The organism is Dietzia sp. E1 (assembly GCF_014145015.1).
GTDB classification, from domain to species: domain Bacteria; phylum Actinomycetota; class Actinomycetes; order Mycobacteriales; family Mycobacteriaceae; genus Dietzia; species Dietzia cinnamea_A.
Window position 1 is genome coordinate 1 of the sequence record NZ_JAALDU010000079.1, and the last position, 5,607, is coordinate 5,607.

Genomic DNA, 5,607 nt, shown 5'->3' on the forward strand with positions numbered 1-5,607 from the left:
CGACGGGCTGGCGGCCGCCTCCTCCGGCGCGCCCGCCGGCGCGGCCCTGCCCGTCTACCCGGACGCGCCGCTGTGCAACGTGCGCGGGCTGACGGCGCTGGGCGAGCACGCGATCCGCGGGATGATGACGCGCGGCATGGTGATCAACATCGACCACATGGGCGTCAAGACCGCCCACCGTGCGCTCGACATGGCCGCCGAGGCCGGATACACCGGCCTGGTCGTGGACCACGCCTGGGCCACGCAGGGCAACACGCGCCGGGTGCACGAGCAGGGTGGGTTCGTCGCCGCGTTCGCCTGGCCCGCGGACGCCACCGAGAACTTCGAGGTGGGGTTCCTCGAGCAGTGGCGCACCAATACGGCCGGCGCGATCCGGCCCTTCGACGGGTACGGGTGGGGATCGGACGTCAACGGCCTCGCGCCGCTGGCCGAACCCCGCCCGAGCGCAGCGACCGACCCGCTCGTCTACCCGTTCACCGCGCCCAGCGGCGAGGTGATGGACCGCTGGCGGTTCGGCGACCGTGTCTACGACCTCAACGTCGACGGCGTGGCCCAGTACGGCCTGTACGCCGACTGGGCCGCGGACGTGCTCCACCGCGCCGGGTCCGACCGCGCCGCGCTGGAACGCCAGCTCATGGGCGGCGCCGAGGCGTGGACGGCCAACTGGGAGCGGGCCCGCCTTCAGTAGCAGCCCGTGACCACGGCCATCGCGTAGGGGACGTGGACCGCGGCGGCGAGCAGCGCCAGCGAGGTGAGGCAGAACGCCGTGGCGACCGCCGCCGCCACGCCCCTCGACCCGCTGGCCGGCTGGACCAGATGCCGGATGCGGTCCGGCCCCAGGGCGTGCAGCGCCCCCGCGAGTTCCTCGCCGCTGTGGTCCCGGTGTCGGCCGTACCGACCGAGCGTCAGGAGTGCGCCGGCCAGCGCGGGGGTTCCGGCGGCCCGGCGCGCGGCGTCGTCCGCGGCGATCTCCAGATAGTGCCCGAGGGCGTCCTCCACGGCGGCGAAGAGCGGCACCCACCGCAGCCCGGTGGTGAGCGTGGACACCAGAGCCGACACCGCGTGATGTCGTTGCCGCAGGTGGGCGGCCTCGTGCGCGAGGACCGCCCCCAGTTCCTCGTCCGAGAGCAGCTCGACGGCGGCGGTCGAGACCATGATGCCGCCGTGCCGCCGGGGAAGCGCGAGCGCGAACGGGTGCGCGTCGTCGATCAGTCGGACCGTGTGGCCGTGGAGTCGCGCGGGTTCTCCCCGGTGGCGGTAGAGCGCAGCCGTGCGCAGTGTGGTGCTCCGGCGGCGCCGCGCCTCGAGGGCCACCCTGACGGCGTGGGCCACGGAGACCGCGACCGGGATGACGAGCAGCAGGGCCACCGGCACGGCGGTGTCGATGCGATCCAGGCCGAACGGGTCCGCGGCGGCCAGGCACCGGCTGCACACGGCCGCCGCGTCCGCGGGCAGCAGGTCCGGGCCGGTGACCACCCAGGCGAGCAACGGACCCACCGACAACGCGGCGAGCGTCCAGAACACGACGGCGGAGCTGAGCAGCGCCACCGCCACGCGGGGCATCCGCATGAGCACCGGCGCGGCGCTGCGGAGGACCCGGGGCCCGGCGACGGCGGGCAGCAGTAGACCCGCGAGCACGAGCGTGACCAGGACGTAGACGGCCGTCACGGCGTCCCGCTCCCGTCACGCTGGCGCAGGTAGTCACGGAGGAGGTCGAGGTCCGAATCCGGGATGCTCCGCGCGAAGTGCAGGATCGACGCCGCGCGGTCGCGACTGCTCCCGAGCGCGTGCGACATGAGCGTCGCCACGTGCTCCTCACGAGTGGTGCAGGCCCCGTACACGGTCGCCCGGCCGTCCTTGCTCGTCGTCACGAGACCCTTGCGCTGGAGGTTGGTCAACACCGTGGCGATGGTCGTGTAGGCGGGCTCGCCCTCGAGCCGATCGATCAGGCCTCGGACGGTGGACGGCCCGTGGTCCCACAGCAGGTCCATCACCCGGGTCTCCAGCGCGCCCAGGCGCGGCGCGTCCTGCCGGGCGCCTCGCCGGGCGCTCATCCCACCGCCCCGGCCACGCGGACCCGCGGAAGCGGGCAGGCGACCCGGCCCCGCAGCCGCACGACCAGCGCGACGGCGGTGAGGACCAGCGCGATGACGGCCAACACGGGCTGGACCGGCGCGAACCACGTGAGCGCGCCCGAGTAGCCCAGCGCCAGGAGCGCGAACTTGTTGCACACCGGGCAGCCCACCGCGAACCACGCCAGGAAGGCGCCCACGATGCCGACGCGGCTCGTCCGGCGGTCCTCGGCGCCGTCGGGGCCACCCGTCGCGGGCGCCTCCGACCCGGGCGTACCCCCGGATTCGGGCCCGCCGTCCCGGACGTAGGTCGCGAACAGCAGCCCGGAGAACACCGAGGTGAGGATCCAGACCGGGTAGTTCCACCAGACCGGCGGGATCTCGCGGACGAAGAAGGAGTTGGGGATGAGGACGGTGGCCAGACCCAGCAGGCCCCCGAACAGGACGGTCGCCACCGCGGCGGCCCCCCACTGTCGGGCCGAGAGGGTCCGCAGCCCCTGGGCCGCCAGGTCCACGGATTGTCGGACCGACGCGAGGGTCCACGAGATGCGCTGCATGGTCCCCGATCATGCCACAACCGACTATCCGACATAGTCAACTAACCCCGATAGTCGACTATGTGCCATAGTCGATCCGGTTACCGGCCCCCGCGACGAGAAGGACACCCCCCTGTGACAACGGACCCAGCGACCTCCCGCCACACGCTCGAGGGGAAGTACCGACGCTCGAGAATCCTCAACGGCGTCCTCGGGGCGGTGGTCGCGTTCCTCGCGGTCGTCGTCGTGGCCCAGATGCTGCCCGGGCAGTCCCCGACGTCAGGGGCCCCTGCCGCGGCCGAGACGGCCTCCGCCTCCGGCGACACCGCCGGACCCGACGCACAGGCCGGCGGGGACATGGACTTCGTCCGACGCGACGCCGACGACCCCAAGGCCATCGGCGCGGTCGACGCCCCGGTGGTCCTGACCGAGTGGATCGACCTCCGGTGCCCGTTCTGCGCCTCCTTCAGCCGCGACACGCTCCCGACCCTCATCGACGAGTACGTCGACACCGGCAGGGTCCGCATCGAGTTCACCGACGTCGCCTACTTCGGCGAGCAGTCCGAGGACGCCCAGATCGCGGCGCAGGCCGCCGCGAACCAGGACAAATACGTCGACTACATCACCGCCGTCTTCGACGCCGCACCCGACAGCGGGCATCCCGACCTCACCCGCGACGTCCTCATCGACTTCGCCGAGCAGGTCGACATGCCGGACATGGACGCGTTCCGCGCCGACCTCGACGACCCGGGCGTGCGCGCGCAGGCGGAGAACGAGACCCGCACCGCGCAGCAGCTGGGCGTCACCGCCGTCCCGTTCTTCGTCGCCGGCCAGATCGCCATGTCGGGCGCACAGCCCCTGGAGAACTTCCGGGCCTACCTGGACGACGCCCTCGCCGCGGTGGAGTGAGCCGTGGACATCGGACTACTGGGAGCGTTCCTCGGCGGCGTCCTGACCCTGCTCAGCCCGTGCTCGGCGATGCTGCTGCCCGCGTTCTTCTCCTACGCCTTCGCCGCCCCGCGGGAGCTCCTCGCCCGCACCGGCGTCTTCTACCTGGGCCTGGCCACCACGCTCGTCCCCCTCGGCGTCCTCGCCGGGACGCTCGGGGCCTTCGTCAACGAGCACCGGTTCACCTTCGTCACCGTGGCCTCCGTCCTCGTGATCGTGCTCGGCCTCCTCATGCTGCTCAACGTCCCCGTGCCGTTCCTGCGCCGGGGGACCAACACCGAGGGCACCTCGATGACGGCCGTCTACGCCCTCGGCACGGTCTACGGGCTCGCCGGCGTCTGCGCGGGCCCGCTGCTCGGCGCCGTCCTCACCGTGGCCGCCGTCTCCGGCACGCCACTGTCCGGCGGGATCATCGTCCTGGTCTTCGCCGCAGGGATGGCGCTGCCACTGTTCGTCCTCTCGCTCCTGTGGGGACGCTTCCCCGCCGTCCGGAACCTCGTCCGGCCGCGCGAAGTGAAGATCGGACGCTGGAGCAACACCTGGACCGGCCTCATCGGGGGCGCCCTCACCGTCGCGGTGGGCATCCTCCTGCTGGTGACCGCCGGCACCACCGAGCTGACCGGTCTCCTCGGCGCGAGTACCCAGGCCGAACTCGAGGGGAGCGTCCTCGGCTGGGCGAATCGGATCCCCGATCTCGTCGTCGTCCTCATCGTCCTCGCGGTCGCACTGGCCGGATGGCTGGTCGCCCGGACCCGCCGCGCGCGCCCGTCCCCCGGCCCCGACCTGCCCTTCCCCACGGTGACCATGCCGTCGACGATCAGCCCGACTCGTGGTGAGAAGCGGTGAGCGGCGACGTCACCCTGATCCTCGCCCAGTCGATCGGTGAGACGTTCCAACAGACCGCCGCGTCCGGACCGATCCTGCTCGCGCTCGGCGCGTGCGTCCTCGCCGGCCTCGTGTCCTTCGCGTCCCCGTGCGTCGTGCCGCTGGTACCCGGCTACCTCGCCTACCTCGCCGGGGTGGTGGGCGCGGAACGACCCGCCACCACCGTCGAGTCCGCGGAGAGACGTCGCGCCGAGGCCGGCACCCTCACCCTCGAGGCCAGGCGCCAGCAGCGGTCCAGCAGGCGACGCGTCGTGGCGGCCTCCCTGCTGTTCGTCGGCGGCTTCACCACCGTCTTCGTCCTGCTCTCGGCCATGGTCCTCGGCACGGTGCAGTACATCGCCCCGCAGCAGGAACTGCTGCAGCGGCTCGGCGGGGTGGTCACGATCCTCATGGGGCTCGTGTTCATCGGGGCGGTGCCGGTCCTCCAGCGGGACACGCGCCTGCAGCCGAAGGCCCTGTCCACCTGGCTCGGCGCCCCGCTGCTCGGCGGCGTGTTCGCACTCGGGTGGACGCCGTGCCTGGGTCCGACGCTGGCGGCCGCGCTCTCCGTGGCCGCCGGAACGGGCCTCGACGCCACGCGCGGCGTGCTGCTCATCGTGGCGTACTGCTTCGGGCTCGGGCTGCCGTTCGTGTTGGTGGCGTTCGGATCGACCCGGGCGCTGCGCACCGTGGGGTGGCTGCGCCGGCACACGCGCGCCATCCAGATCTTCGGCGGCGTCATGCTCATCGTCGTCGGCCTCCTGCTGGTCAGCGGCGCGTGGGCGCTGTTCATCGGCTGGCTCCGCGACTTCGCGATCAGCGACACCACCCTCCCCATCTGACGAGGAGATCCCATGTCAACAACCCCGAGCACCCCGAGGTCGTCCCGGCTGCCCGTGGGGACCATTCCCGGCGTCCTCGTGCTGGGTGTCCTGGTGCTGCTCGTCGCGGCGATGTGGCGCACGTCGTTCGGCGGCGAGAGCGCGACGGCCGCAGGACAGGACAGTGAGCAGGTCCAGCAGCAGCCCGACTACTCCCACGCCGAGCGGCGTGACCCCGCGGACCCGTTCGCGCTCGGACCCGTGGACGCGCCGGTCGGACTGGTGGTGTTCTCGGACTACCAGTGTCCGTTCTGCGCGCAGTGGAGCCGCGACACGTTGCCCTCGATGGTCGACCGGGCCGAGATC

The 5,607-nt window shown here is 72.7% G+C and carries 7 protein-coding genes and 1 pseudogene; 5 read left to right on the plus strand and 3 right to left on the minus strand.

Features of this window, described 5'->3' with window-relative positions; genetic code table 11:
• Positions 1–688: pseudogene (locus G6030_RS03460) on the plus strand (dipeptidase); the annotation flags it as partial.
• Here G6030_RS03460 and G6030_RS03465 read toward each other — a convergent pair.
• Genes G6030_RS03465 through G6030_RS03475 form a run of 3 tightly spaced genes read right to left on the minus strand, consistent with a single transcriptional unit; the run spans position 682 to position 2,629 of the window.
• A complete protein-coding gene (locus tag G6030_RS03465; RefSeq protein WP_182642215.1) occupies positions 682–1,668 on the minus strand; it encodes a M48 family metalloprotease in 987 nt (328 codons plus the stop codon). The pseudogene G6030_RS03460 and the gene G6030_RS03465 overlap by 7 nt on opposite strands.
• Complete coding sequence (locus G6030_RS03470; protein WP_182642216.1) at positions 1,665–2,054, minus strand: BlaI/MecI/CopY family transcriptional regulator; 390 nt, start codon at positions 2,052–2,054, stop codon at positions 1,665–1,667. Before G6030_RS03470 ends, G6030_RS03465 begins: the two co-directional genes overlap by 4 nt.
• Complete coding sequence (locus tag G6030_RS03475) at positions 2,051–2,629, minus strand: hypothetical protein (protein ID WP_182642217.1); 579 nt, start codon at positions 2,627–2,629, stop codon at positions 2,051–2,053. The genes G6030_RS03470 and G6030_RS03475 overlap by 4 nt, the downstream gene beginning before the upstream one ends.
• 114 nt (positions 2,630–2,743) lie before the next feature.
• Here G6030_RS03475 and G6030_RS03480 point away from each other — a divergent pair, with 114 nt between their 5' ends.
• From G6030_RS03480 to G6030_RS03495, 4 genes are all read left to right on the plus strand, one after another.
• A complete protein-coding gene (locus tag G6030_RS03480) occupies positions 2,744–3,517 on the plus strand; it encodes a thioredoxin domain-containing protein (protein WP_131886130.1) in 774 nt (257 codons plus the stop codon).
• A 3-nt stretch (positions 3,518–3,520) separates the two neighbouring features.
• The gene (locus tag G6030_RS03485; RefSeq protein WP_182642218.1) at positions 3,521–4,402 is read left to right on the plus strand and encodes a cytochrome c biogenesis protein CcdA; all 882 of its coding nucleotides are present in this window, start codon (positions 3,521–3,523) and stop codon (positions 4,400–4,402) included.
• Entirely contained in the window at positions 4,399–5,262 is an 864-nt protein-coding gene (locus G6030_RS03490) for a cytochrome c biogenesis protein CcdA (RefSeq protein WP_182642219.1), read from the plus strand. Before G6030_RS03485 ends, G6030_RS03490 begins: the two co-directional genes overlap by 4 nt.
• 12 nt (positions 5,263–5,274) lie before the next feature.
• Positions 5,275–5,607, plus strand: a 333-nt coding sequence (locus G6030_RS03495; protein WP_182642220.1) for a thioredoxin domain-containing protein, incomplete at its 3' end; no start/stop codon positions are given.

What these genes read in the sequence shown, in the direction of transcription:
- G6030_RS03475 (WP_182642217.1), bottom strand. Translation starts at nt 2,629, where the DNA reads ATGCAGCGCATCTCGTGGACCCTCGCGTCGGTCCGACAATCCGTGGAC.
- G6030_RS03470 (WP_182642216.1), bottom strand. Translation starts at nt 2,054, where the DNA reads ATGAGCGCCCGGCGAGGCGCCCGGCAGGACGCGCCGCGCCTGGGCGCG.